Annotated in this window: 19 protein-coding genes; 11 read left to right on the top strand and 8 right to left on the bottom strand. The window is 44.2% G+C overall.

From position 1 onward, the window contains the following. Positions 1-77 precede the first annotated feature (77 nt). The 5 genes from C1X04_RS07865 to acnA all read left to right on the top strand — a co-directional run bounded on the left by C1X04_RS07865 (position 78) and on the right by acnA (position 5,762). Complete coding sequence (locus C1X04_RS07865; RefSeq protein WP_110572008.1) at positions 78-395, top strand: hypothetical protein; 318 nt, start codon at positions 78-80, stop codon at positions 393-395. Positions 396-490: 95 nt separating this feature from the next. After that, entirely contained in the window at positions 491-913 is a 423-nt protein-coding gene (locus tag C1X04_RS07860; RefSeq protein ID WP_110572006.1) for a VOC family protein, read from the top strand. A 120-nt stretch (positions 914-1,033) separates the two neighbouring features. Beyond that, positions 1,034-1,660 carry an OmpA family protein gene (locus tag C1X04_RS07855; RefSeq protein ID WP_110572004.1) on the top strand — a complete coding sequence of 209 codons (627 nt, stop codon included), beginning with the start codon at positions 1,034-1,036 and terminating at the stop codon, positions 1,658-1,660. Positions 1,661-1,913: 253 nt separating this feature from the next. Next, positions 1,914-2,774 (top strand): NAD(P)-dependent oxidoreductase, encoded by an 861-nt coding sequence (locus C1X04_RS07850; protein ID WP_137169597.1) that lies wholly within the window; start codon positions 1,914-1,916, stop codon positions 2,772-2,774. 240 nt (positions 2,775-3,014) lie between these two features. Then, positions 3,015-5,762, top strand: coding sequence for an aconitate hydratase AcnA (gene acnA, locus C1X04_RS07845; protein ID WP_137169596.1), 2,748 nt, complete (start codon positions 3,015-3,017; stop codon positions 5,760-5,762). 104 nt (positions 5,763-5,866) lie between these two features. Here acnA and C1X04_RS07840 read toward each other — a convergent pair whose 3' ends face one another. Beyond that, a complete protein-coding gene (locus C1X04_RS07840; protein WP_137169595.1) occupies positions 5,867-7,045 on the bottom strand; it encodes an NAD(P)/FAD-dependent oxidoreductase in 1,179 nt (392 codons plus the stop codon). Between the two features lie 346 nt (positions 7,046-7,391). Here C1X04_RS07840 and C1X04_RS07835 point away from each other — a divergent pair, with 346 nt between their 5' ends. The 6 genes from C1X04_RS07835 to C1X04_RS07810 all read left to right on the top strand — a co-directional run bounded on the left by C1X04_RS07835 (position 7,392) and on the right by C1X04_RS07810 (position 15,368). Beyond that, positions 7,392-7,976 carry a hypothetical protein gene (locus C1X04_RS07835; RefSeq protein WP_110571990.1) on the top strand — a complete coding sequence of 195 codons (585 nt, stop codon included), beginning with the start codon at positions 7,392-7,394 and terminating at the stop codon, positions 7,974-7,976. A 98-nt stretch (positions 7,977-8,074) separates the two neighbouring features. Further along, entirely contained in the window at positions 8,075-9,370 is a 1,296-nt protein-coding gene (locus C1X04_RS07830) for an imelysin family protein (RefSeq protein ID WP_110571988.1), read from the top strand. Positions 9,371-9,437: 67 nt separating this feature from the next. Then, entirely contained in the window at positions 9,438-10,817 is a 1,380-nt protein-coding gene (locus tag C1X04_RS07825; protein WP_137169594.1) for a di-heme oxidoredictase family protein, read from the top strand. Continuing rightward, positions 10,817-11,881, top strand: a complete 1,065-nt coding sequence (locus tag C1X04_RS07820; RefSeq protein ID WP_137169593.1) for an imelysin family protein — start codon at positions 10,817-10,819, stop codon at positions 11,879-11,881. Before C1X04_RS07825 ends, C1X04_RS07820 begins: the two co-directional genes overlap by 1 nt. Before the next feature lie 60 nt (positions 11,882-11,941). Further along, positions 11,942-13,006, top strand: a complete 1,065-nt coding sequence (locus tag C1X04_RS07815; RefSeq protein ID WP_254682359.1) for a DUF1513 domain-containing protein — start codon at positions 11,942-11,944, stop codon at positions 13,004-13,006. A 511-nt stretch (positions 13,007-13,517) separates the two neighbouring features. Then, the gene (locus C1X04_RS07810; protein ID WP_254682358.1) at positions 13,518-15,368 is read left to right on the top strand and encodes a GGDEF domain-containing phosphodiesterase; all 1,851 of its coding nucleotides are present in this window, start codon (positions 13,518-13,520) and stop codon (positions 15,366-15,368) included. Positions 15,369-15,480: 112 nt separating this feature from the next. On the opposite strand, the gene C1X04_RS07805 is transcribed toward C1X04_RS07810, so the two are convergent. The 7 genes from C1X04_RS07805 to C1X04_RS07775 form a co-directional block, all read right to left on the bottom strand. Next, the gene (locus C1X04_RS07805) at positions 15,481-16,812 is read right to left on the bottom strand and encodes an OmpP1/FadL family transporter (RefSeq protein ID WP_137169590.1); all 1,332 of its coding nucleotides are present in this window, start codon (positions 16,810-16,812) and stop codon (positions 15,481-15,483) included. Positions 16,813-17,580: 768 nt separating this feature from the next. Beyond that, positions 17,581-18,303, bottom strand: a complete 723-nt coding sequence (locus C1X04_RS07800; RefSeq protein WP_137169589.1) for a 4'-phosphopantetheinyl transferase — start codon at positions 18,301-18,303, stop codon at positions 17,581-17,583. Next, positions 18,303-19,232: an ABC transporter substrate-binding protein gene (locus C1X04_RS07795; RefSeq protein ID WP_254682357.1), complete on the bottom strand. Its 930-nt coding sequence runs from the start codon at positions 19,230-19,232 to the stop codon at positions 18,303-18,305. The genes C1X04_RS07800 and C1X04_RS07795 overlap by 1 nt, the downstream gene beginning before the upstream one ends. A gap of 50 nt (positions 19,233-19,282) precedes the next feature. Continuing rightward, positions 19,283-20,335 (bottom strand): iron ABC transporter permease, encoded by a 1,053-nt coding sequence (locus C1X04_RS07790; protein ID WP_110571971.1) that lies wholly within the window; start codon positions 20,333-20,335, stop codon positions 19,283-19,285. After that, positions 20,335-21,357 (bottom strand): iron ABC transporter permease, encoded by a 1,023-nt coding sequence (locus C1X04_RS07785; protein WP_110571969.1) that lies wholly within the window; start codon positions 21,355-21,357, stop codon positions 20,335-20,337. Before C1X04_RS07785 ends, C1X04_RS07790 begins: the two co-directional genes overlap by 1 nt. 2 nt (positions 21,358-21,359) lie before the next feature. Further along, entirely contained in the window at positions 21,360-22,181 is an 822-nt protein-coding gene (locus C1X04_RS07780; RefSeq protein WP_137169587.1) for an ABC transporter ATP-binding protein, read from the bottom strand. Positions 22,182-22,280: 99 nt separating this feature from the next. After that, entirely contained in the window at positions 22,281-24,614 is a 2,334-nt protein-coding gene (locus C1X04_RS07775; protein WP_110571965.1) for a TonB-dependent siderophore receptor, read from the bottom strand. Positions 24,615-24,694: the final 80 nt, after the last annotated feature.

Below are 24,694 nucleotides of genomic sequence, written 5' to 3'. Positions count from 1 at the left end.
TTACGTTTAATATGGATGATTGCGATCATTTTTTAACCCATAGCTTTACTTACAGGATCTTCCCTAAACAAAACACTATGATAAAACCAAAAACCACCAAAAGAGACACACGAGAAGAACTTGAGTCTCTGGTAGATCAATTTATCAAGCAAAACGGAACGATCCAACAAGTAAATATGGGTGAATCCGGTTTAGTTGATGGCAAGTATAACACGAGCCACCTAGGCTTTAACGAGCCTAAACAAGATCGGACGCCATTAAATCACGTTGTCGCTGCAATTCAACAAAGAAAGCAAACCAAAGCACCTGCTACACCAGCCATAAAAAAGCGCCCCAAGAAAAAAATAATCTATGACGATTTTGGCGAGCCTATCCGTTGGGTTTGGGAAGAATAAGTATATAAAGAGGCTCTTCTCTTTAGAACTTTGAATTACCCTTTTAATCCTGTGATAATATTTCTCATATTATTAATATCTATAGGGATTTCACTATGTCTATCAAATATCTGCACGCAATGATAAGAACAGACAAGCCAGAAGAAAGTCACACATTTTATACCGAAGGTTTGGGGTTAATTCAGACTCGACGCATGGACAGTGAAAAAGGTCAATTTTCACTTATCTACTATGCAACAGAAGAAGGCGCGCCAGAAGTGGAGCTAACACATAACTGGAGCGACCGTGAATACACTGGCGGCGATCAGTTCGGCCATCTAGCGTTTGAAGTCGATAATATTTATCAAGTATGTGAAAAACTACAATCCTTAGGTGTCACTATCCTGCGTCCGCCTCGCGACGGTCACATGGCTTTTGTCAAAGACCCAAATAACATCTCAATCGAGCTTCTGCAAAAAAATGGCTCCCTTGAAATACAGGAACCTTGGGCGTCAATGGAAAATATTGGCAGTTGGTAATTACATAAAATTACAAAACTACAACTTCTTTAAACTACGCTACAAAAAAGCCATGGTGATACAAAAGGTTTTTCCATAAGCTAAAACAATCGAAAAAGTCGAAAAGGAAGTTGAGGCACAATGAAGTCTTTATTCAAATCCATCAGTCTGATCACAGCATTATTTGCTTTTGATCAGCTTTCCGCTGCAGAAAGCTTGTACGCTTCCAACGTACAAGCTCGTCTAGCGGATTCAGACAAAGATGGTGTTATTGATGCAAGAGACCTATGCCCAGACACACCTCTAGGAGTAGCCGTAGACAACGACGGCTGCCCTTTCGAAAGCACCAAACTTTTGTCTATCGAGCTAAAAGTTCTTTTTGATTCCGGTAAAGCCGACATTAAACCGCGCTTTTATTCAGAACTAAAAGAGCTGGCCAAATTTCTGCAGGATAACCCAACCAGCAACGTCGTCATCGAAGGTCATACGGATAGCCAAGGTTCAGCTGAGCTGAACTTAGCCTTATCCCAACGACGCGCCACAGCAATCGCTGACGTATTGGTAGACAGTTTCAGAATCAAAGCAGATCGAGTGAAAGGCATAGGCTATGGCGCAACTCGCCCAATAGCAGACAACGACACAGCAGCCGGACGCCAAATGAACCGTCGAGTTGTTGCGGAAGTCTTCGCGAAACAGAAATTTGCTAACGAACGCTGGACAATCTATAGCGTGGACCAAAATGCCAGCACCGCTCTCAATAAAAACTAATCCCCTTTAGCTTTTTAATAGAGTTGAAAAAGAGGCGCTACATAAGCGCCTCTTTTATATTCGCTGCCTTCCTTTTCCTATACGCCGTTCCCATTTCAAATTCACACACAAATCACCAATGGTATCCGTGCTGTAATCGGCTGCTGTCACATAAAAAATAAAGGCAATAAAGACTAAGATTGCAGATGTCAAAGACGATGGCTTTTTCTATTTGTTACACTGTTATAAATAACACCAAATAAGAGAGAGTTTTATGGCTAGTGTTGGTTTTTTAGGATTAGGCATCATGGGCAAAGCCATGGCCACGAATTTAGTAAAAGCTGGATTTGATGTAACAGTATGGAATCGTAATTCAGCAAAATGCGATGAGCTAGTAGCATTGGGGGCTCACCAAGGAATAACACCAAGAGACGTCGCCGCTCACTGTGATATCACCTTTGCGATGGTGTCTGATCCTGACGCCGCATTGGCGCTTTGCCAAGGCCCAAATGGTGTTGCAGCAGGCATTGGCGCTGGTCGTGGTTATGTAGATATGTCTACGGTGGACGATACCACCTCAAAAGAAATCGCGGATTTAATTACTCAAGCAGGAGGACGTTTTTTAGAAGCACCTGTTTCGGGTACAAAAAAGCCTGCTGAAGACGGCACTTTGATTATTCTCGCCGCTGGCGATCAATCTCTATATGACGATGTTAAACCTGCGTTTGAAGTCATGGGTAAAATGTCCCCTTATCTTGGCGACGTCGGCCAAGGTGCCAATATGAAGCTCGTGGTCAATATGATGATGGGCGGCATGCTAAGCATTTTCAGCGAAGGTATGTCTTTGGGGCAAAAAGCAGGGTTAGATGGCCAACAAATTTTAGACATTGTCGAGGCTGGCGCTATGGCCAACCCAATGTTTAAAGGCAAAGGCGCCATGTTACTGAAGGGCGATTACACTACCAGCTTCCCGCTCAAGCACATGCAAAAAGACATGCGCCTTGCGGTAGCCTTGGGCGATCAACTAGACCAGCCCTTGCCAACAGCCGCTATTGCCAACGAAGCGTTTAAGCAAGCATTAAAAGCAGGCTTTGCGGAGGAAGACATTGCTGCGGTTTATAAAATAGTGAAGTAATCTAAAAGGAGCATAAGGTGATATGACGCTAATTATTCTCTTATGCTCCTAGCCTTAATTAAAGTGAACACACGGCAAAAACCACTCGTATTGAAATAAGGAAATAACATCCAGCCAATTTGATTTGTTCATTGCACTCCCCCTCCGTGCCCGCAGATTCCGTTAGCATGATATATACTTTTTTTACATATAAGAGAAAAAAACGGCTGTAAATCCTTATCGATAATGAAGGGGACGATGATGAACGATAGTTTCAACACCCAGCAACAACTCACAGTTAACGGCGAAGCATTTCAAATTAATTCTTTAAAAGAGCTGGGCTCTGCCGCTAAACGACTACCTTTTTCTTTAAAAATATTACTTGAAAATTTACTCCGCAATGAAGATGGCGTAAGTGTCAAAACCCAAGATATACAAGCCCTGCTAGACTGGGATCCTCACGCAAAACCCTCTACTGAAGTCGCTTTCACCCCTGCCCGCGTTGTCATGCAAGATTTTACAGGGGTACCGGCTATTGTAGATTTAGCTGCCATGCGCGATGCCATGGAAAAATTAGGTGGCGACCCTGCAAAAATAAACCCTTTATCGCCAGTTGAACTGGTGATTGACCACTCGGTACAGGTCGATGGCTATGGTAATGATGGGGCATTTGATTTAAACGCTAAGCTGGAATATGACCGAAACAAAGAACGTTATGAATTTCTACGTTGGGGACAAACTGTATTCGACAACTTAAAAGTTGTACCACCAGCAACCGGCATTGTTCACCAAGTCAATTTAGAATATTTAGCCCGTGTCGTCTTCAATGAAGATAGAAACGGTCAAAAGTTCGCCTATCCAGATACCCTGGTCGGTACAGACTCTCACACGACCATGATTAATGGTTTGGGGGTTCTTGGTTGGGGTGTCGGCGGTATTGAAGCCGAAGCCGTCATGCTGGGGCAACCTATTAGCTTACTTATTCCGCAAGTTGTAGGGGTAAAATTAAGCGGTCGATTACCCGAAGGTACCACTGCAACCGATTTGGTACTTACTGTTACAGAGATGCTGCGTAATCATGGCGTGGTAGGGAAATTTGTCGAATTTTATGGCGATGGCCTCGCCGACCTTCCATTGGCTGACAGAGCAACCATTGCCAATATGGCGCCAGAGTACGGTGCCACCTGCGGGATTTTTCCTATAGATGACGAAACCATCAACTATCTGCGTTTAACTAATCGTGACGAACAGCAGCTTAAGCTCGTTGAAGACTACGCCAAACACCAAGGCCTATGGCGCAATAATGGTGATGAAGCAGACTACACTGATTCCCTAGAGTTAAAACTCGATGACGTGGTACCGAGCTTAGCGGGCCCTAAGCGCCCACAAGATAGAATTGCCCTCGACCAAGCTGGCGATGTACTTAAAAAGCACCTACAAGAGTTTCAGGATGAACGCATAGAACGTCGTGAAAAAAATGACGAGAACCAAAAGATTATCGAAAGCGAAGGCCCTGCTTCCAATACCGAGGAACCGGTGAGCGAAGCACAATTCATGGGAGCCGCAAACGTTAAATTTAAAGGCCAAGAGTTTGAACTAAACGATGGTGCCTGTGTTATTGCGGCTATTACAAGCTGTACTAACACCTCCAACCCAAGCGTTATTTTGGCAGCAGGCTTAGTCGCCCAAAAAGCAAAACAACGAGGTATTAATGTAAAACCTTGGGTAAAGACCTCACTCGCACCGGGCTCCAAAGTGGTCACTGATTATTTAGAAAAAGCTGGCCTAATGAGTGATTTAGAGCATCTTGGCTTTAACCTAGTGGGCTACGGCTGTACGACTTGTATTGGCAATTCAGGTCCATTGGCAAGCGAGATATCAGATGCGATTCAAAAGCACCAACTTATCGTAAGCTCTATTTTATCGGGTAACCGTAACTTCGAAGGCCGCATTCATCAGGACATAAAAATGAACCTGTTGGCCTCACCACCGCTTGTCGTTGCCTATGCCATTGCAGGGCGAACAGACATTGATGTGTATAAGGAACCATTGACCCACGACGAACAAGGTAACGCTATTTACCTCAAAGATATTTGGCCAAGCGTCAAAGAAGTAAGTGACTTAGTAAAAGCCACTGTTACCAAAAGTATGTTTGAAAAAAACTATGCCAGCGTCTATGAAGGCGACCATCGCTGGCAACAAATTCAGGTTCCAGACGGTAAATTATACGATTGGGATGATGCTTCGACCTATATTAAAAAAGCCCCTTTCTTTGATGGTATGACAGTCGAGCCACCAGGTATTCCGACGATAGAGGGTGCACGCTGCTTGGCGAAACTTGGCGACTCTGTCACCACAGACCATATCTCACCAGCAGGCACCATTAAAGCAGACTCACCGACAGGCACCTACTTGCAGAAAAACGGTGTTGAAAAAAGCCAGTTTAATTCTTATGGCTCACGTCGCGGTAATCACGAAGTTATGATGCGCGGCACCTTTGCCAATATAAGACTGAGAAACCTTCTTGCCCCCGGCACCGAAGGCGGCGTAACTCGCACCCAACCTGATAACAACCTAGCCAGTATCTACGATGCGGCAATGGATTATCAGAAACAGAATACACCGCTCATTATTTTGGCAGGTAAAGAATATGGCACAGGCTCATCTCGTGACTGGGCAGCGAAAGGATCACTGCTATTAGGTGTAAAAGCGGTCGTTGCGCAAAGCTATGAACGAATACACCGCTCCAATTTAATCGGTATGGGCGTGCTCCCCTTGCAGTTTAAAGACGGAGAAAGCCATGAGTCATTAGGAATAACAGGACAAGAAGTGTTCTCTATCGAAGGATTACAGGACAAAGTCGATGAAGTAACCTTGGTAGTAGATAAAGACAATGGAGAAAAATTAAACGTCAAAGTCGACCTACGCATAGACACCCCAAAAGAATGGGACTACTACAAACATGGAGGCATATTACAGTACGTATTACGCAATATGCTTAATGGATAAATAATATCCGCTGTAATCCCTAAGCAAAAAAGCCAAGGGCATCATTGCACAAAAATGCACCTTGGCTTTATTACCATCAGTTGTCTTGGCTAAAACATTGCCAATCAAACATACTGTCCGGCACAATAACCGCTGGCCCACGCCCATTGGAAATTGTATCCGCCAAGCCAACCGGTCACGTCAAGAACTTCACCTATAAAGTAGAGACCTTTTTGTTTTTGCGACTCAAAGGTTTTTGACGAGACCTCATTTGTGTTTACACCACCCAAGGTCACTTCTGCGGTGCGATAGCCTTCTGTACCATTTGGAGCGATGTCAAAGTTGGAAAGATACTGAAATAAACTGTCAATTTGGTCGTTCGATATTTGCGCGCTACGTTCGGTTAACCATGGGAATTCTATTTTGATCAATTCAACTAATCGCTTAGGCAGAATATTGGATAAGAACCCTTCGTAACTTTTCTTCGGTGAGCTTTGGCGCAGTTCAAGTAAATTATCTATTGATAACGTCGGTGCAATATTGATATTAAGCTCTTCGCCTGGCTGCCAAAAATTGGTGATTTGCAAAATAGACGGGCCACTTACACCGCGATGAGTAAAAAGCATTGGTTCTTGGAATGTCACGCCATCTGCTGTGGCAGAAATATCACAAGCAATACCAGACAGTTCTGCAAGTTGTGCCTTACGGTCTGGTTGTATCGTAATGGGGACCAAGCTAGCGCGGGTCGCTAAAATATCATGACCAACCTGCTTGGCTATTTCGTAGCCAAACCCTGTTGCCCCCATGGTGGGAATGGATAATCCTCCTGTGGCAACCACAAGGGACTCGCAAACAAAGTGACCTTGGCTGGTTTTGACCAGTGTCTGACCATCTTGAAAGTCGATATTATGAATTTTCGTATTTAACTTAAGTTCTGCTCCCGACCATTCAAGCTCTGTCAGCAGAATATCAAGCAAGTCTTTTGCAGAGTGCTCACAAAACAATTGCCCTGGTGCCTTTTCAACATAATCCAAACCATGACGATCGACTAGATCTACAAAGTCTTGCGATGAGAATCGACGTAATGCAGAGATACAAAAATGCGGATTATCAGACAAGAAGTGTTTCGGGGCTGCATCCATGTTCGTGAAGTTACAACGACCTCCACCAGACATGAGAATTTTTTTACCTGCTTTATTTGCGTGATCCAATACCACTACTTTTTTACCACGGTAAGCCGCCGTAGCCGCACACATTAAACCAGATGCACCTGCACCAATTACGATCACATCAACGTTATCCACAACCAACCTCTTCGCTTATTTGTGGCTGCATTATAGTGTCTAGCTCATTTATTGCCATCGAATCGGGTTACTTTTGTACCAAATAACAGCAAAAAGCAAACACCCAGATCTTGTCCACAGAATCCGTTAAGAAGGCTGTGGGAATCATTAAAATTCCCTTTAAATTCAATTAAGTAAATAAAATCAAACATTATTTTTTAAATATTTAAAAAATATCATTTAGATCAAAAACAAGAATTTTTTTTGAGAATTGCAAACTTTTTTTGAAAAAGACGCTATACAAATTTACTGTTTGAATATACAGTACTGTATAAATAAACAGTAAAGATATTTTAAGGATGTGGATATGATCAAGCTATTAAGCCCTACTCATACTATTCATAAAGTGGCACTTCTAAGTGTTATTGCCTTGGCTTTGTACGCACCAGCTAAGGACCTTATTCAATTTGCAGAAGCACACTTTGCAAAAGAAACAATCCAGATTGTTGATGCTTCCTTTGGTACGAATATGCCTTGGCAGAAAGCCAACTCTTCTTATGTGAAAGTAAGCCAGAATGCACAGACAAGCCTTTCTCGCTCACAAATTATTTATACGAAATTACGCTTCAATAATCCGACATCAGAGCCTCAAACATACCGTAAAATTTGGCTTAATTTTTCTCATGAAAATGGCGACCAGGAATACACGACTGATTACACCTTGTATAACGCAGAGACTCGCCAACGATTGATTGGCCAATCCATTCAGCTAGGCCCAGATAGTAGTATTGATGTGGTTGCTGCCTATCGCTTTATTCCAAGCTATAAACATAAATCACCTGTTAGTATGAGTGTGTCTTGGGAAGGTCAAGATTTACTACGGGACAAAGCGTGTGAATACGATCTTCACAATACAGCCGGAAATACATTTCAATATCAGTGCGGACGATAACGCCCGCACCAAAAACGCAAACAATATGCAAGAAAGTTATTGATAATCGTTTTTATCTCCAATATTATGCAAGAACAAATAAATTTGGAGCCTCAAACATGAAACGATTGTTAACCCCCATCGCAATATGCGTTACAGGTGCGATGCTTACAGCATGTGGTCCAGCCACAGTGAAACAAGAGTCTAGCGCTATTACTGCAGATTCCGTTGTTGTTCATTATGCCGACATTGCAGAAGCTGTATATGCAGACTCATTAACGACAGCAAAAGCGCTACGCTCCTCTATTGATACTTTCTTAGCAAAGCCAACTGAAGCCAATTTAAAAGCGGCTCGAAACGCTTGGATTGCTTCCCGCGTTCCTTACCAGCAAAGTGAAGTCTACCGTTTTGGTAATGCCATCGTTGACGATTGGGAAGGCAAAGTGAATGCTTGGCCATTAGATGAAGGTCTTATCGATTATGTTGCAGCCGATAGTTACGGCACAGAATCCGATTTAAACCCACTTTACACAGCTAATGTTATCGCATCGAAAAGCCTGAATATCGGTGGCAAGAAAGTCGATACGACTCACATTACACCTGAACTTATTGCCAATAGCCTTCAAGAAGCGGATGGCATCGAGGCAAACGTTGCCAGTGGTTACCACGCCATTGAGTTTCTTTTATGGGGCCAAGATCTAAATGGCACTAATCCTGGAGCTGGTGAACGCCCTGCAACCGATTATGATTTGAAAAACTGCAGCAATGGTAATTGTGATCGCCGCCGTGACTATTTAGTTGCTGTGACTGACTTGCTAATTTCTGACCTAGAAGAAATGGCCAACAACTGGAAACAAGGTGGCGCTGCACGTGCTGCTTTATTAGAAAAAACGCCTGAACAAGGCCTGTCCACTATCCTAACAGGCATGGGAAGCTTGGCGTATGGCGAATTAGGTGGTGAACGTACCAAACTTGGCTTAATGCTTCACGATCCAGAAGAAGAGCATGACTGCTTTTCTGACAATACACATTGGTCACATTATTACGATGCCAAAGGTATTAAGAATGCCTATTTGGGTGAGTACAAACGTGTCGATGGTAGTTGGGTAAAAGGCGCATCCCTTTCTAATCTAGTCTCTAAGCAAAATCCTCAGCTCGATGCAGAGATGAAGCAAAAGCTAAATGACACAGAAGCGGCTGCGCAAGCAATGGTCGATGCGGCTAAAACAGGCCAGACCTTTGATGTTCTGATCGCAATGAATAACACAAAAGGAAATCAGCTAGTGCAAGATTTCGTTGATTCATTGGTTGATGAAACACGCACCACTGAAGCGGTTATTCACCAGTTAGACCTACAAGGCATTGCGCTTGAAGGTTCCGATAGCCTAGATAACCCTAGCGCTGTGTTTGAATAAATATTTGTTTACAATAAAAGCCAAGGAAGGCTTTGTCATCTAGTCAGTTAATGGTATTTGTCTATTTATGACAGCGTATTTTAGAAAAGTGTTTTTTCTTATAGCTGGCGTTTACGCCAGCTTTTTTTGTTTCCAGAACCCTGCCATTGCCGACAGTTATTCCAAACCTTTTGTCGGCATTGAAGTTGAAGACAAGCTAAACTTCTCTATAGGTAAGAACGTCTTTCAAAAACTCTGGGTGCCCTCACCTTCATCAACAACGGCCAGTGATGGTTTAGGCCCATTATTTAATACTCGCTCTTGTAACAATTGCCATATCAATAATGGCCGAGGTCATGCCCCTGAAGAAAATGTTAGTGGCGTGTCTGTGCCATCTTTTTTAATACGCCTAGGTAAATCTTACCAAACTTCCTATAAACCACCCCAAAATATTTATCCTCATATTGGGGACAAACGTTACGGGCATCAATTTCAAGGGCATAGCTCGCCAGGTATTCAGCCAGAAGGTGATTACTACCTGACTTATGACACACACATTGAAATATTGGACGATGGTACAGAAGTCGAACTAAGAGCCCCAAATCTTCACTGGCGCACTCTTAATTATGGCGATTTTGAAGACAGCACTCGCTTCACCATGCTGACTTCACCAGCTTTAATAGGAATGGGCTTACTAGAGAATATTCCAGCGAAAGACATTATTGCCCTGGCAGATCCAGACGATAGCAACAATGACGGGATAAGTGGTCGCGTCAGTTGGATAAAAAATGGCGACAACATTCTTTTAGGGCGTTTTGGCTATAAAGCATCGGTACACTCGGTTAGCGCACAAAATCAATCTGCCTTTAACAATGACTTGGGGTTATCCACGCCATTAAATCCGTCCCCACACGGAGACTGCACTGCATTTCAAACAGAGTGCCTAGCCAGCCCAACAGGAAACAGTCCCCACTTAGACAATTTAGAGGTCGACAAACAACAAGCTAGATTAGTCGATTTGTTTATCTCTCTGTCTGCTCCTCCCACTATGCGCAATTTAACGAAAAAATCGTTTTTAGAAGGAAAGCGTTATTTTGATGATGGTGGTTGCGCTAGCTGCCATACGCCGAAAATGAAAACCGGCGACTACTCAGAATTTTCTGTCTTAAATAATCGCACATTCTATCCTTTTACCGATATGTTGCTGCACGATATGGGGCCAGCACTGGCGAGTGGCTTCCCAAGCTTTTCTGCCAGTACCACTGAATGGCGAACAGCACCTTTATGGGGAATGGGGTTATCTGATAAGGTTTCTGGTCGCGTGAGTTTTTTACACGATGGCAGAGCAAGAAACATTGAAGAAGCCATTCTCTGGCATGGCGGAGAAGCAAAACAGAGCCAAGAATATTATAAGAGCCTAAACCAAGAACATCGAAAAAAACTCATCTACTTTTTGGAGTCGCTTTAATGAAACACTTTCCAAAACTAATTGCGCTGGTGATTAGTGCCACATCCCCTTTGCTAGCTTCAGCAGGCCAATGGGAAGGCCCTCTAAATGGCATTGTTGATAAGATCGTAAAACAAGGTTACAGCGCATATTCCGATTCCTCCAAAATACTACAACAAAGCACCACGACGCTTTGTGGCTCACCATCACAAGAGACTCTACAAAGCGCACAAGACGCTTTTCAGCAGAACGCCTTAGATTGGCAGCAAGTTCAGTGGCTAAACTTTGGTCCCGTTACTTACTTCATGCGCTATTACGCCTTTGAATACTGGCCTGATAAAAAAGGGGTCACTCAACGCCAACTTAGAACACTTGCTCAAGGTAATCCAGACGTTATGGACGCCCATAAGTTTTGGACAAAAGCCAGTATTGCAGTACGCGGTCTGACCGCCATTGAAAGCCTACTTTATCATCCAGACTTCGAACCTATTCATTCTGCTAAGCATTGCCAATTGCTTAAAAAGGTCACAATGCATCATTTGGAAAGTGCCGACGCCGTTGCCACTCAGTGGCAAAATGGCAAAGCTCAGGATTGGGTGTTTGATGAAGAAGGCATGGGATTTGATCCTGAAAAAATCGCTTTAGAACAATTTTTGCAGCAGTGGGTCGAGCATATGTCGGCCGTAAAAGACGCGAAACTTGAAACCCCCATTGGCTATAATGGCCGTGAAAATTTGAAATTGGCCGAGTTCTACAGAAGCGACCTGCCTTTGAAAGCAATTCAGCAAAACCTTAAATCGTATCGTGAAATTTATCACGCAGGTTCTCCATCGCTGTTTGACATGGCCAAACAAAAAGACCCAGCACTAGCTGAAAAGTTTGAAGTACAGCTTACGCAAAACCTTAAGCTAGCACTTCAGCTACCTAGTGATTTCTTTCACTCTGATGCCAACTACTCACAAGAAAAACGCATTGCGCTCGCAAAACCTTTAGTCCAATCAATCTCTAACAGCCAGTCATACCTAACGAGCATAGTCACTCAACTTGGTTTCCAAATTGGCTTTAATAGCAGAGACGGAGACTAATTTAAGATGCTTTCAAGACGATCTTTCCTTGCAATGGGTAGCGCTTTGAGCGGTGTTGTCATGACTACCCCCTCATGGGCCGCATTAACCCAGCAGAACCCAGGGAAAAAGCTGTATGCCTCTGCATATTCTCTGGGTAAGCAAGAGCACTTCTTTGGTTTGTTTGACGAACAAGGGAGCCTTATATGGAATACGCCACTCACAGATAGAGCACACGCTCCTGTTGTTCACCCTAATCAAAGTATTGTTGGAATTGTTGCCCGCAGGCCAGGATTCTTTATAGAGTTCTTTGATGTTTCAACCGGCCAAAGAATTACTCGTATCGAGCCTAGCAAAGAGCATCATTTTTATGGGCATGCCCTTTTCAGCAAAGATGGCAAACGTCTTATCACTCAAGAGAACCATTACCCATCAGGACAAGGCAAGATATTCATTCGCCAGTGGCCAAGCGGTGACATTATTCAATCATTTAACAGTGAGGGTATTGGCCCCCATGAATCCGTTCTTTGGGGCGATAATGTTTTGGTCATTGCCAACGGCGGCCTCATGACTCATCCAGATGAAGACAGAAAAATATTGAATCTGGATACTATGAAACCCAATGTCACTTATTTAAATTTAGATAATGGAAAAGTATTAAATCAATCCGAAAATAGCGCTGACTTGCATCAGTTAAGCATCCGCCATCTGGATGTGAATCAGCAAGGTACGGTGGCACTGGGCTTTCAATATCAAGGTGACATCTGGGATCAAGTCCCTCTTGTCGCCCTATCCCGGCTTGAGCAATCAAATCTTGACTACTTGCCTATTCCAGAAGAAGTAAGAATACGCTTTAAGCAATATTGCGGAAGTGTTTGTTTCGATTCATCGGGGGAGGTATTGGCGGTAAGCACCCCAAGGGGCGGCTTAGTGGCCTACTGGCATGTCCATTCAAAAACGTTTTTAGGTATTGATAATTGCCGTGATGTTTGTGGTGTTTCAGCCACCAACAACCCGCATGAATTTATGTTATCCAGTGGAGCCGGATCGATACTGAAAAGCAACCCTGTACAAAGCACAACCACATCGATCGAAAATCATACAGATTTACATTGGGACAATCATTTACACCCAATTACCGCGTAAATTTTCATTTAAATGCAAAACTAACATAGTCAAATTAGCACTTTTTAGGTACTGTCTTACGTAAGCCATAAATAACTGTGGCTTATATTCTTTTGCATTATGAAGTTGATTAATGTTTATTGATTTTCTTAAAACTTATTTTTTAGCCGACTCTGACGCTTCTTTTGGAAGAGGCAAAAAGACCTTCCAGCAAAGCGCACTCAGAATTTTATTAGCGCTTACCATCTGCATCTTTGCCATCTCAGACTTACACTTTTTATTCACACATAGTGATATTGCGTTAATCGGATTAAATACACTCTATCTTGGCCTGCTGGTTGGGTTGCTTCTACTAAGTAACAAGTACACAAAAGTCACTGCGGTTTTATTTCTTTTGGTTCTGCTCACCACGAGCATTTTACTCTTAAACTTTAGTAATGAGTCCTATGCTGAAAAATACGCACTGGTCTCTTTATACTCGTTACCGCTTATTACCAGGCTTCTATTCAGCTTTAAAGCGTCGCTAGCAGCTATGGCTTTTAACCTCTTGCCTTTTTGCTTAGTAGCAATAAAAAGCAATGACATTGAGCAAGTTGATGCTACGTCTTTTTACTTCCAGCTGCTTACTTTTGTGACACTCAATATTGGCCTACCACTTGCTGTTTCAAGAATCATCCAGATGCTTGAAAACAATGTTTCCCACATGAGACTACTGAACAAAAAACTCAACGATAATTACGCTATGTATGAAGAGTTTTTTGAAAATACAGGGACACCGACTCTACTATGTGATCAGAAAGGAAAAATATTAAAAGCCAATCAACTAGCTCGTGAATTACTAACAGGGCCAAAGCAACATGACTTTGTAGACTCTAGCATAATAGATTGGCTAACACCGGTATCCGATAGTAAGAACGCATTTTGGAAATCTAATCTTGTAGAGTGCACATTAAAACAAGACAGTGCCGTGCATATAGAAATGCGTCGCGTCACATTGACGCAACATGGACATTACGCACTTCACCTACAGAACAATACGCAGCTGTATGCTATCCAGCAAGAACTCGAAAACACTCAACAGACCAATAGTCGATTAGCGCATTTTGACTTGCTGACCTTGCTGCCAAACCATAGACATTTTTGCCGTCAGATAAACCAACGAATTGCAGAGCAAGATAAGCACCTAACCGGTGCTATGTTTATCATTAGAATCAGCCAGTTCAAGCTACTTAATAAACAATATGGCAAAGACAACGCAAACAAAGTTATTCTAAACTTCGCTAAGACACTTCAAAATAAGCTTTCAGACCAAGCAATTATAGGTCGATTACGTGGCGTCAAATTCGCTTGCTTTGTACCGCTTGGACAAGCCTACCTAATTCAAAAAAACCTATCGACACTTATCCGTTCTGTTTTGCCTAATCAAATCATGATCAATGGCAGCCGCCTGAACATGGACTATCAAGTCGGTATCGCTTATTACCACACAGATGGAAAAAACGCAGAAGAGCTATTAGAACACTGTGAGATGGCACTAGAATATTCAAGCAGCACAGAGCGACTTTCCTACTACAATCACAGCCTTGAAAACAAACTCATTGAAGAACATAAGCTAGGTCTGAAACTCAGCGCTGCCATCAAAAATAAAGACATCAAGATTTGGCTTCAGCCACAAGTTTCTCCAAATGGGCAAATATGTTCATTTGAAGCCTTAGCCCGTTGGCAAAATAATGGGAAATTCATTCCTCCTACCACCTTTATCAAAATTGCCGAGAAACTTGGTCTATTGCCTTTATTGGCCGAAAACCTCGTTCGTGAGCTTGTCGCTACTTTATCGGAATGGCACAAGGAGCACATTTATACACCCATTGCTTTCAATCTAGCTGGCCAAGAATTAATGAATGATACTTTCTTCGCCCTACTTATGACTTTGGTGTCAGACAATCCATGGTTGGCGGATATGATGGAACTAGAGATAACCGAAACCAGCTCGGTAATGACTCACCCCCTAATCCATAAACGCTTAAGAAGCTTATCTCAATATGGCTACTCCATCGCCATTGATGACTTTGGAACAGGACAAGCCTCTCTAGGCCAACTTGTAGATATCCCAGCTAACATACTCAAGATTGACCGCCGCTTTGTCACACCTTTACCTGGTGATCAACGCCATGTAGACATTGTTAAATCAACGATAAAGCTTGCCGAGTCTCTTGGCATGAAAGTCATTGCGGAAGGCATAGAAACAAAAGAACAAGCCACATTATTGGCTGCTCTAGGTTGTAACACACTACAAGGCTACTATTTTGCTAAGCCTTCGCCTCTGTCTGATTGGACGGCACAAGACAACGCCAAAGCCAAAGAACTACGTATGGTTTATTAAGTTCCTGCCAATAAAAAGCAGCACCCCAAATACCAGATCCCAGACACTAAAAAGCCAGAGTTCAAAATTGAACTCTGGCTTTTTTAAGCGCTAAACCTCTAAAAGGGGTAGGTTAGAACGCCATATTCATCGCGACAGAGATAACATTCGCAGACGATTTGTAATCTGCATCTAAAGTACCACGACCAGCATCTTCTTCGCCTGACGCAGTGAAATCACGATCTACAGATACATCGTCTATCATTACATGAGTAAAGGCAAAAGTCGCAGACGTCATGTCATTAAAGTCATAGGTAGCACCAAATGAAATCCACTTACGATCACCATCTGGCGTACGTGCAGAGCGGTACTCATCCGTCACAGGGGAGTTATCCATGGCAATACCAGTACGTAACGTCAGCTTGTCCGAATGTGCGTAGGTTAAACCTGCAGAGTACATCCATTGATCTTCAAAACCAAAGGTAAGTACAGAATTAGGCTGATTACTATCAAAATTGATATTGATACCATCCATTGAGCCCCAACCTGTACGTATAGCAGTAAGCCCTAACATTAATTTTGGCGTCAAATCTTGCTCGATACCCAAGGTAATAACAGAAGGGAAGGTAATAGAATCACTAACATTAGCATTAACTAAATTACGTGATTGTAAAAAAGCTAAGGTAGCTGAATTACCTGTATATTTAACATCACCTTCAAAATCAAAATCCACTTCACTGCGGTAACCCAAACCGAGACGAGTGCCTTTTTGAGGCTCTAACATTACGCCTAAAGCAAAACCGTAACCAATATCGTCGGCCTCAATGCGACCAATCCCTTCACGATCTGACCCTGCACTTATACCAACACCCGACTCCAAAACCACTTCAGCTTTATGAATTTGAACACTGGCGCCAACTGATGCCCAGTCATTAACACGATGCGCTAGAGAAAAACTCAGAGCAATATCCTGAATCGCTGTTTCTGTCGCATGAAAACGTCCAGCCCAATCTTGCCCATAATCCCCTGACAAACCAAAAGGCACATTTAATGAAATACCTGCTACCGTTTTATCAGAAAGCGGCTTAGCAAAGTAAACAGAAGGTACCAAGGTATTATCAACGGAATCTTGCGTAGCGCCATCAGCAGTTAAATCTTGAGGCCCAGGCAAACCACCTCCATTTGGTGTAACATCAGTTGCCGAGTTTACCGTCACATCCATACTGGGCATAACATAAGCGCCCGATACATAGACGGTCGTTTCTTTGGCATTCACAAATAACGCAGGGTTCCAGAAGCTGGCAGAGATATCTTCATTAGACGCTGCCACCCCACCTAAGGCTTTACCTGAGGCTGTAGCACTGTGATCATTTAAAGCAAAACCTGCCGAATAAGCTGATGACGCTGCAGCAACAGAAGCAGCAACCAAACTTGCACGAAACAAGAATTTTGAAGGGATAGTCATAATTAAGCTCCATTGTTATTTTTATTGGAATTTCATTGTTCATCATGAACCAATTATACGCCTCAAGTATAGAAGCACATAAGCTGATATTACCAGCAAGTATGTCTTACGCAATACAATATTTGTAAATTATCTCATCAAATAAAAAATAGCAGTCACAAAGATCTACGTGGAGTAGTTAGGGTCAGGTCAGGTCAGGTCAGGTCAGGTCAGGTCAGGTCAGGTCAGGTCAGTAATAATATGTGATGATTTATTCAATTAGTGGGCATTCACTTTGCCTAAGCTAACTATGGTTAAGATTGTATTTGGGAATGGGGTAAGGAAAGACGCAGAGCCCTGTGTGCCAGTGGTCAGGCCCCAACATAAATCCTCATTTATTCGATAGATAAGTGTGCCTTTTAACCAGTCAATATCTAATACATCTACTGCAGAAAAGTCGGAGAACCGGTTAACGAGCAGATAAGCGGCTTCGTTGAGGCTTTCTTTGAAGGAGAAGATGGCTGTGAACAGCTCGCACGTCAACCTACGATTAAATCGCTTCATATGAGAAATGTTTCTTACATCAGCTGATAAAAACTGGTGGTTATGTAAACTGCATCAAAGAATTTGGATGAGGCGTTTCGCCCGGTTAAGAAAACTATTTCATCCAATGGCATTTTATTATTTATCAACACATACACTTTCATAGTGTAATTTGAAACTCTAAAGCTTTAGCTTTAAATTGAAAAACCGCCTAGTAAAACTATCAAATTTTCTTTGTTAAATTTACTAGACGGTTTTTAACGCCAAAAAAGTCATGATATGTTCTGGGAATGGGCGGGAGAAGTACGCTTGCCCAGTCACGTCTCTGGTGAGGTCGTCGGTTAGGCGTTGGTTAATTCGGTAGGTCAATTGCTGTTGTTCTGACTGAATATCAATGACATCTATTGCAGAAAAGTCGAAGAAGCGTTGTACATAGGGAAAGGCGGCTTTGTAGAAGCTTTCTTTTACGGAAAAAATTAAGGTATAGAGTTCAGGGGTAAGAAGCCCTTGAAAGCGATTGCGCTCAGTTAAGGTAAGAATTAGGTGGCTGGTGTCTTGCACTGTTTTTTCTGACACGATGCATTCGATATCAAGGCCAATGCTTAGGTCTGGGGACACCACAGCTAAGGCAATGCCGTCGCTGTGGCTAATGCTGCCCCAAAGCTCGTTAGGCCAAATCGGTTGACGTTGATCGCCGATGCTGGGCAATGCTCTTGCGCCATATTCATAGAGCGCTTGTCTGGCACAGTTACGCCCTGCAACAAACTCAGCAAGGCGTTTAGGTGCAGCACGATTTAGGGAGCTGGGGACTGCAATATCGAGCATAGCCGCTTGGTCTGCTTCATAGCGAGAGACATCAAACCGACACCAATAGATACTTGAACAAGATGCTTTTAAGGGCGCCGTAAGACATCCTTGCTGTGAAATAAATCCGTTTTCCATGTCTATAGCTGAGTCAAAGCGGCTCATTATTCTTCCATTAATGTACGATCACGCTCGGCAATATGTGAGTTCAGCAAGTACGCATTACCAATCAGCCCCCCCATAGATTCACCGTAGCGGCTGCGGTTGAAATAGAGAAACTGGTGGTGTTTCACGGCAAATAGATCTTGCCATTGCTTGGAGTCACGTATTGACTGGGTCGCTTCTCGGCTATTATATAACGGCTCATAAGTGTCTATAATATAGTCGGCGTCGAAATCACTCATACGCTCTAAGCTATATTCCAAACCTTCTTTGGCCTCATTATAGACAGTAGGACGGCTCAAACCAAAGTCTTTGATGACTTCGCCAAGTCCGCCACGAGCGATTAGATAAATACTGTCTTCATACATTTCCAGCGTGGTCACCGTGATCTTTTCCGGATGTGGGATAATCCGCTTAAACTCACTAACAACCCAATTGTATTCTTTAAGCTGGTCTTGGTAACGGCCTTTTTGATTCACCAAATCAGCAAGCTGGGCAGCCCATTCTTTGATGCTTAATTCATCGGTTGGCAAAATGACCACCGGCGCAATATGTGAAAGCTTTTCTTGTAAGCCAATTTGACTTTGCATGCCGATGATCAAATCTGGGCGCAACGCTGCAATGGCCTCTTCATCCGGTGCTTTATGACTACCGATATATTGTACATTACTCATATCAAAGCGATTCTCGGCACCGCGAAAGTAAGGGTCTTGCCAGAGTTTCTTACGCGCCGAAGAACCGCATGGCTTAACACCAAGCTCCATAAGTTGAATGGTGAGACTAAAGTCATGCAAAGACACCACGCATTGAGGATGTACAGGCACTTCCACCTTGCCATAGCGGTTTTCAAAGACACGCATCTCGGCAGCGTTTGCCACTGTGCTTACTAAACACACCAAGATTACACTGGTGAGATATTTGATTAACTTCACTTTTACCTCTCTTAGCATTTATTTATCGCCCAATGTCACTGGGCCTAAACTCAATGGCGCATTTTGCGCATTAAAAAGACAAAATAAGGGGCGCCAATCATAACGATCACCAGCCCACTCGGTAACTGCAATGGCGCAAACAGAATGCGCCCGATGGTATCACCCAGTAACACCATCAAGCCCCCAACCATAGCCGCCATCGGGATCAACACGCCATGGCGGTCACCACAAAAACGCCGCGCAATATGCGGCGCCATCAAGCCGACAAAGGATAAAGTACCCACCGTCGCCACTGCGGCCGAAGTCAACGCCACCGCCAACAGCAATAAAACAGGAATCATCACTTTAGGATTAACCCCTCGGCTCAACGCCACCGAGTCCCCTAGGCGTAATAAATTCAAAGTACGGAAGGTTGACCAAACCAATAGCCCGGCTATCGACCACCATGCCATGACTTGGATATCGGGCCATGTTACTTGGTGCAAAGAGCCGCTTAACCAGATCAAAGCGGATTCAACCCGCTCAATATCACCATAGGTAATTAATAAATCCGATACCGACGACAATAGCGCCGTGATGCCCACGCCGACAAGAATCAAACGCAACGGTGAAAAGCCCCGTAAAGAAGCCAATATGTAAACAAAAGCCGCGACAGCACCGCCACCTATTAAAGCTGCTAAAGGCAATAAATAATGTGGCAAGGCATTGGGCAACAGAATCAACAACACCAACAAGGTCACGCTGGCGCCCGATTCGACCCCTGTTAACCCCGGCGACGCCAGTGGATTACGAGTAATCGCTTGCATAATCACGCCCGCAACAGACAACGCCGCACCGCACAAAACCGCCGCCATGATACGAGGTAAACGCAGCTCCCATACCAGATTCACTTGTCGCTCAGGCACCGCTTCAGGGGTTAGCAAAGCCTGCACTACCTTGTTGATGTCTAAACCATAACTGCCCGTACTGACCGCCCAGACCACACATGCCACTAACAGTGCAGCAAACACCAGCAACCAAAGGATATCCATCAGACGAGTGCTGAGTATCATGCCGGGCAATGGTTGCCAAATAATCGGGCGATTAAACGTTAACTGACGCATCAACGTACCCTCCAAATAACCAGAGCAATAAAGAATGGCGCACCGATCAGGGCGGTAACGATCCCCGTATTAATCTCATATGGCCGCACTAATAAGCGCCCCATGAGATCCGCACTAACCATCACAATCGCCCCTAACAACAAGGCATAGGGAATGAGCCAACGAAAGTCATTGCGAATCACAAAACGCGCCATATGTGGCACCACTAGACCAACAAAGCCAATTGGCCCAACCAAGGCGACCGCCGAACCAGATAGCACGACGATGACGAACAAAGACAGTAACTTTAACCGCCCTACTTTTACACCAAGGCCAGACGCTGCCATATCGCCCAAATGATGTGCATTAAGTGACTTTGCCAATAGCAACGAACCCACCATAGCGGGTACTAGATACGGCCACACCCAGTCTAGCTTGCGAATATCGGAGGCACTGATGCTGCCTGTCAGCCAGTTACGTAGCTTTTCTAAGCCTTGTTGGTCCACCAGTAACAATACCGCAGTCATGGCAGAAAAGAGCGCCGCCACGGCTGCGCCAGCCAAAATCATGCGACCCGAACTTTGCTGGCGCCCCGTGAGCATAACCACCAACAGCGCGGCAAATAAGGCACCAGAAAACGCCAATAACGGAACCGAGACAGAACGGCTGCCGGACACAAATAACAACCCAGCTACCACAAAAAACGCCGCACCGCTGTTGATTCCTAAGATGCCGGGGTCGGCTAGAGGGTTACGGCTGACAGCTTGAATCAGTACCCCCGCCAGCGCCAGCGCAGCGCCCACAACGAGCGAAACAAGCAAACGACTCATACGCATTTCACGTACTAATATTTGCTCACTATCGGAAGCATCGTAGTTAAACAAAGCCTGCCAAACCAAGGCCCAATCGATAGACTTGGCCCCTAACGCAAGATGCAGCCAGCAAACCACTAGTAGTAGCAGACCTACGGCCAACATCCCCATCAATTTGAGGCTGACACCCCCAGACTTTGGCAAGGCTGAAACGCTTGTACTGTCATTCATGCTTAGCCTACCTTAGCCACGGGCATAGGACTGTCCGCAACACTGCCATCATGATCCGTATGTGGTACGCATAATAACTGCTGCCGTCTTGGCTCGCGGATAATGTCTGCATCCAGATTGAAGACGACTTTCAGGTTATCTTGAGTGAAGACATTTTCCACATCACCTTGGGCGTAAATACTACCCTCTTTCATCATAATCATATGGTCAGCATACGCAGCAGCTTGGTTAAGATCATGCAAGACGGTTATCACGCTTTTGCCTTGGGCACACAGCTGCGCGATGAGGTTCATTAACTCTACTTGGTGGGCAATATCTAAATAAGTCGTGGGTTCATCCAGTAGCAATAATGGCGTATCTTGCGCTAAAGTCATGGCCACCCAGCAACGTTGGCGCTGACCGCCCGAAAGCTGCTCTAATGGCCGCTCGACTAGGTCTTCAATACCTGTAGCTTGGATCGCGCTGTCAACGGCTTGTTGATCCGCCTTAGACCACTGTCGCCACCATGTTTGCCACGGGAAACGCCCTTGCATTACCAATTCACGCACTGTCACTCCAGCGGGAGCCGAGGTCATTTGTGGCAGCAATGCCAACTTACGCGCAATGGCTTTGCGCCCTAATGAAGAGAATGGCGCTTGTTCTAACAGAACGCGGCCTTCTTTAGGGGTAAGCAACCCCGCCAAGGTATGCAGCAAAGTCGTTTTACCACAGCCATTACCGCCAAGTAATACAGTTAACCCCGCATCTGGAAAGGTTAAATCTATGTTCTTCAATACCGACTGATTGCGGTAACCAAAACTTAGATTCTCAACACTTAACCTCATCCCATTTTCCTTATACCCAAAATGAAGAGTATCTATAAACAAAAAATGCGGCTCCCTTAAGGAAGCCGCTAATCTAAAAGAAAACTAGCTTTCTAAACCCTAGAAATCCATACGAGCCGACATGTAGAAAGTTCGCGGATCACCTACGTTAATGCGGAAGGCATTGCCAAGGTTTGCTGGGTAGTAAGTTTCATCCGTTAGATTCTTAATACCTGCCTGAACCCGCAATTGCTTGTCATCCCCTACTGGGATGTAGTACCAACTTGACACATCATAGACTGTGTAGCTTGGCAGCTTAAAGCTGTTATCATCGTTGCCATAACGAGCGCCAACGTACTCAGCACCTAAACCAAAACCTAGGCTTTTCAGAGCGCCATCTTGAACTTCGTATGACCCCCAAATACGCGCTTTTTGATCAGGAATGCCATAAGGCGTGTTGCCTTCGCGGTCTACACTGTCGTCGTTATCATCTACGATTTCAGCATCCATATGGGTATAAGACGCTAATACGTTCAGGCCGGGCATGAACTGCATGGTTGCTGTCAACTCAACACCTTTGGTTTCTTCTTCACCGTTTAGTTTGGCTAACAAGTTTTCAAAGGTCATTACGTTTTTACGCTCTAGTTGATAAACCGAAGCCGTCAAACGCAGTTTGTCATCCATAAAGCTAGACTTAACGCCAAGCTCATATTGGGTCGCTTCTTCTGGCGCCATATTATCGCTGCCAGTCACCTGACCAGCTGTAACATCAGGATAGTTTGGTGTAAAGGATTCAGACCAAGAACCATAAACCGACACTTCATCATTCAAACGGTACATAGCACCCAATTGACCACTAATGTTATCGTTATCTCCTTTGATTTTGACTCGACTTGCTTCCGCCTGCTGGGTAAATGTGCCGCCCGACCCCTGTTGATAATAGATAGTATCATCACGGTCAATTTCATAGCGGTCGTAACGTAGACCCGCTAACACATTAAAGTTGTCGTTTACATAAGACAAGTTCTGAATCGAAAAACCCATTTCAGTGTACTGAGCATCGTTGGTGCTCACTTTAGTTTGGGAAACTTTCGAGTAGGCTGGGTTGTTGTCGCTGTAGATGTCTACCACATCCAACGCTGGCGCATAAACACCTGCACCGAATACATTGGATACATCGACTAAACCAAAGCCATCAGAGTGTTTCACATTACGCTGGTGAACGTTTGCGCCAACATATAAGGTGTTGTTGATACCAGCGGCGTAATAATCCCCTGTTAGGCTGTCCGAAATGAACAAACTGTCTTCGGTTACATCTAGGTTAGAGTCCGCCGTGCGAAGTAGCAAGCCATTGGTTGCAACAGCCGAACCTTGTTGAGCGCCCCTCAACTCAAGCAGATTAGCTGGGTTTGAAAAATCGACTGCACCAGTTCCTTGAGTCCAGCTGTCATTTAGACCACGGTATGGGCGCGCTTGATAATCATCAAACTCTTTTTCGTAATAACCAAGTTTCAATTGGTTCTTCCAACCACCTTTGAAGTAATGGTCAAAATCAAACTGAACTTTTTGCTCTGTGCTATCACGCTCATCGTAACGGCTACCTAAGCGACGCTCCACTGGGATATCCGCGATGTCCAAACCACCTGTACCGTTTTCAACGGCTACAGCGCCACGGTCAATTGGCAAATTCTGCTTGGCATGCAAGAAGCTAATCGTGTAAGTGTTGTCTGCATCGGGTGTGTAGCTCAAAGACGGAGCAATGGTTAGCGCTTCTTTATTAGCCGCGTGATCGCCACCTTCGGTGCGTACTTCGCGGTAACTGTCCGAATCTTCTTGGGCAATGATGACACGGTACTGAATCTTATCTGACAAAGACCCAGTGCTATCCAAAGTAACTTTCTGTTCGCCGTACTCATCTAGATCAAGCTGCACACTGTGCGCTGACTTTTTCTCTGGCTTTTTGGTAATGATGTTGATCAAACCACCAGGGCTAACTTGACCATGAAGCACTGATGCAGGGCCTAAAATCACTTCAACACGGTCAATCGTCGCCACATCCACATTGAACCGGTTACTCACTGGGTTACCATCAACAAACAGGTGACTATTCTCAAAACCACGAATGTTTACCTGACTTTCGGTACCACCGAAGCCGTGGGCACGGGTAATACCTGCAACGTTTTGCAGCACATCTTCTAGCGTGTCTGAATTTTGGTCAAGAATAAGCTGCTCTGGAAGCACTTGTACTGAACGAGGCAATTCATTCACATCAGCCTTAAAACCTGTTGCCGAATTAGCTTCATCAAATTCATAGCGATTTAAGTCTGTGCCATACACCGATAGCATATCTAACTGAAAACTGTTTACATCCTCTGCAGTTGCTAGCATTGGGGTAACCATTAAAGTCATAGTACAGGCACTGCGTATAGCTTGGGCTAAAGGGGTAATCTTCATCTATGAATAGCTCCTAGAAGGCATGTCATTTTTTAATATAGCTGTATAATAATATTAATAAGAACCATTATCAATATCAT

The organism is Marinomonas sp. FW-1 (genome assembly GCF_005222245.1).
Classification (GTDB): domain Bacteria; phylum Pseudomonadota; class Gammaproteobacteria; order Pseudomonadales; family Marinomonadaceae; genus Marinomonas; species Marinomonas alcarazii.
This window is presented reverse-complemented; position numbering and strand designations above follow the sequence as displayed.